Consider the following 3,672-nt stretch of genomic DNA (forward strand, 5'->3'; position numbering starts at 1 on the left):
GGGTGTCGCTGGGGACGGTGCTGCGGGACGGCCGGTTCATGGGCGTCGTCGGGCTGTCGTTCCTCGTGTCGATGGTCTTCATGCAGGGCTCGGTGGGACTGCCGGTGGCGATGGGGGCCGCCGGCTTCACGCCGGGCGAGTACGGCCTGGTGATCTCGGTGAACGGGCTGATGATCGTGCTGCTGCAGATCCCGGTGACGCGGTTCATCGAGCACCGCGACGCCCGGCGGCTGCTGGTGCTCTCCGCCCTGCTGGCGGGCTGGGGGTTCGCGCTGACGGCGTTCGCCGGGCCGCTGTGGGCGTACGCGCTGACGGTCGCGGTGTGGACGCTGGCGGAGATCGTGAACTCGCCGACGCAGATGGAGCTCGTCGTACGGCTCTCGCCGGTGCAGGGCCGGGGCCGCTACCAGGGCATGTACACGATGTCGTGGTCGGTGGCCGCGCTGGTCGCGCCGCTGATGGCGGGGTACGTCGTCGACTGGTTCGGCGCGGCGTGGCTGTGGGGGTCGGCCGGCGTGCTGGGCACGCTCGCGGCGGGCGGCTACTGGCTGCTGATGCGGCGGCTGCCGGCTCGCGGCACGGCGTCGGCGGAGTCCGCCGACGCACCGGTGAAGGCCGGGTCCGCCGCTCCCGCCGCTCCCGCCGCTCCCGTCCGGGCCGCCGCGGACGCCTAGGGGGTCAGTCCGCCGGGCGGGTCAGGTGGCGGAAGGCGTCGAGGTTGCGGGTCGACTCGCCCCGGGCGACCCGCCACTCGTACTCCTTCTTGATCGCCGTGGCGAAGCCCAGCTCCAGGAGGGTGTTGAACGCGCCGTCCGCCGCCTCCAGGACGGTCCCGAGCAGCCGGTCGAGCTCCTCGGCGGTGACCACGGACAGCGGGAGCCGGGCCGTGAGGTAGACGTCGCCGAGGCGGTCCACCGCGTACGCCATCCCGTACAGCCTGAGGTTGCGCTCCAGCAGCCAGCGGTGGACGCCGGCCTCGTTCTCGTCGGGGTGGCGGATCACGAACGCGTTGACCGACAGCGAGTGCCGGCCGACCTTGAGCGAGCAGGTCGTGGAGAGCTTGCGGGTGCCGGGGAGCTGGACGACGTAGGTGCCCGGAGCGGGGCTCTCCCAGGCCAGCTCGGCGCCGTTCAGCGCGCTCTCGATGATCGCGGTGTCAGCCATGGTGGGAGCGTACGCGACGGCGGTGCTCGTGCATGGCCGCGGTGTACACGTCCGCCGTGGCGCTCGCGGCGGTGTCCCAGCCGAAGAACTGCGCGTGCCGTGCCGCCTCGCCGCCCATGCGGTCGGCGAGCCCCGGGTCGTCGACGAAGCGGCGCAGCTCGCGGGCGTAGTCGGCCGGGTCGTGGCCGGAGACGAGGATGCCGGTGACGCCGTCGTTGACGGCGACGGGCAGCCCGCCGACCTCCGCGGCGAGGACGGGCGTCCCGGTGGCCTGCGCCTCGATCGCGACGAGCCCGAAGGACTCGCTGTAGGAGGGCATGACCAGCACGGACGCCGCCCGGAACCAGTCGGCCAGCCGGTCCTGGGCGACCGGCGGGTGGAAGTGGACGAGGTCGGCGATGCCGAGCTTCGCGGCGAGCTTCTGGAGCCCTTCCGGCTTGGCGAGGCCGCTGCCGCTGGGACCGCCGACGACGGGCACGAACAGCCTGCGGCGCAGCTGCGGGTCCTGCCCGACGAGCACGGCGACGGCGCGCAGCAGCACGTCGGGGGCCTTCAGCGGCTGGATCCGCCCGGCGAACAGCGGGATGACGGCGTCCTGCGGGAGTCCGAGGCGGGCGCGGGCGGCGGCCCGGCCGTCGGCGACGGCGAAGCGTTCGAGGTTCACGCCGGGGTGGACGACGGCGACCTTGCCGGGGTCGGCGTCGTAGTGCCGTACGAGCTCCTCGGCCTCGTCGGTGGTGTTGGCGACGAGCCGGTCGGCGGCGGCGACGATCTGGGTCTCGCCGATGACGCGGGCGGCCGGCTCCGGGGCGTCGCCCTCGGCGAGGGAGGCGTTCTTGACCTTGGCCATGGTGTGCATGGCGTGGACGAGGGGGACGCCCCAGCGTTCGGCCGCGAGCCAGCCGACGTGCCCGGAGAGCCAGTAGTGGGAGTGGACGAGGTCGTAGTGGCCGGGGCGGTGGCCGGCCCAGGCCTGCATGACGCCGTGGGTGAAGGCGCACAGCTGGGCGGGCAGCTCCTCCTTGGCGAGGCCCTCGTACGGGCCGGCGTCGACGTGCCGGACGAGGACGCCGGGGGCGAGTTCGACGGCGGGCGGGAGGCCGCCCTCGGTGGCCCGGGTGAAGATCTCGACCTCGATGTTGATGGCGGCGAGCCGCCTGGCGAGCTCCACGATGTAGACGTTCATGCCGCCGGCGTCGCCCGTGCCCGGCTGGTGCAGCGGGGAGGTGTGGACGCTGAGCATCGCGACGCGGCGCGGCTTGCGGTGGTGGCCGACGGACGGGATGCGCAGCCGGGGCGGGTCGTGGCGGGTGCCGCGGACGGCGGCGAGCCGGCCGCCGATGGTGCCGCCGATGCGGGACACGTACTGGCTCAAGGGAGCAGTTCCTCTCGCTCGGGCGACATGACGACATGCGGGCGGGGGCCTCGGGGCCGCTCGCGCCGGCGGGCGGGCATGCCGGACGGAGCGCACCCGGCGCCCTTCAAGGAGTGCAACCCGGATGGGCGTGCCCCGCATTCCGGGGCGGCCGATTTTCCTCGGCGCGGTGCCGGGCACCGGGCTGCTTTTCCCGCCGAGGGGGCCCTCCGCTTACGCTCGGCGCATGTCCCGGCACGCCTCCGACCCCCCTGTCCCCGCCTCCTCCGGCGGCCTCGGCCGCACCGGGGCCCGGGCCCGCGCGGGCGGCGTCGCGCGGGGTGCGCAGGCGGCGCGCCCGGTGGGGACGGTGACGCGGGGGACGACGAACCCGAACCGGCTGCGCCGCATGGACCGCTGGATCGCCGAGGTGCACGGGCCGGCGCTGCGGCGCGCGGCGGCGCCGGTGGCCGTGGACCTGGGCTACGGGGCCGCTCCGTGGACGGCCGTGGAGCTGCTGGACCGCCTGCGGCGGGCGGCGCCCGCGGTGCGGGTGGTCGGCATCGAGATCGAGCCGGCGCGGGTCGCGGCGGCGCGCCCGTACGAGCGGGAGGGGCTCCGGTTCCGGCACGGCGGCTTCGAGGTGCCCTTGGAGGGCGGGGCCCGGCCGGCGCTGATCCGCGCGGCGAACGTGCTGCGGCAGTACGGCGAGGAGCAGGTCGCGGAGGTCTGGGAGCGGCTGTGCGCCCGGCTGGCTCCGGACGGGCTGCTGGTGGAGGGCACGTGCGACGAAATCGGCCGCCGGCACGTGTGGGTGGCGCTGGGGCCGGAGGGGCCGCGGACGGTGACGTTCGCGACGCGGCTGGGGTCGCTGGAGCGGCCCTCGGACCTGGCGGAGCGGCTGCCGAAGGCGCTGATCCACCGCAATGTGCCGGGCGAGCCGGTGTACGCCTTCCTGCGGGACTTCGACCGGGCGTGGGCGGCGGCCGCGCCGTACGCCTCGTACGGGGCGCGGCAGCGGTGGATCCGGTCGGCGCGGGCGCTGGCCGGGGACTGGCCGCTGACGGACGGTCCGAAGCGGTGGCGGCAGGGGGAGTTGACGGTGCGCTGGGAGGCGCTGCGCCCGGCCGGGTGAAAGTCGCACGGCGGGGAAC

At 75.4% G+C, this 3,672-nt stretch carries 4 protein-coding genes; 2 read left to right on the forward strand and 2 right to left on the reverse strand.

The features are described from left to right. The coding region (locus tag EF903_RS30120) for an MFS transporter (RefSeq protein ID WP_148142610.1) at positions 1-674 on the forward strand (674 nt) is incomplete at its 5' end. Between the two features lie 4 nt (positions 675-678). On the opposite strand, the gene EF903_RS30125 is transcribed toward EF903_RS30120, so the two are convergent. Then, positions 679-1,164, reverse strand: a complete 486-nt coding sequence (locus EF903_RS30125; RefSeq protein WP_125548165.1) for a YbjN domain-containing protein — start codon at positions 1,162-1,164, stop codon at positions 679-681. Next, on the reverse strand, positions 1,157-2,539 hold the full coding sequence (mshA, locus tag EF903_RS30130) for a D-inositol-3-phosphate glycosyltransferase (protein WP_399422008.1): 1,383 nt from the start codon (positions 2,537-2,539) through the stop codon (positions 1,157-1,159). Before mshA ends, EF903_RS30125 begins: the two co-directional genes overlap by 8 nt. Positions 2,540-2,927: 388 nt before the next feature. Here mshA and EF903_RS30135 point away from each other — a divergent pair, with 388 nt between their 5' ends. After that, positions 2,928-3,653, forward strand: a complete 726-nt coding sequence (locus EF903_RS30135; RefSeq protein WP_260616119.1) for a class I SAM-dependent methyltransferase — start codon at positions 2,928-2,930, stop codon at positions 3,651-3,653. The last annotated feature ends 19 nt before the right edge of the window (positions 3,654-3,672 follow it).

This window comes from Streptomyces sp. WAC05292 (assembly GCF_003949955.1).
GTDB classification, from domain to species: domain Bacteria; phylum Actinomycetota; class Actinomycetes; order Streptomycetales; family Streptomycetaceae; genus Streptomyces; species Streptomyces globosus.

What these genes read in the sequence shown, in the direction of transcription:
- EF903_RS30125 (WP_125548165.1), bottom strand. Translation starts at nt 1,164, where the DNA reads ATGGCTGACACCGCGATCATCGAGAGCGCGCTGAACGGCGCCGAGCTG.
- EF903_RS30135 (WP_260616119.1), top strand. Translation starts at nt 2,928, where the DNA reads ATGGACCGCTGGATCGCCGAGGTGCACGGGCCGGCGCTGCGGCGCGCG.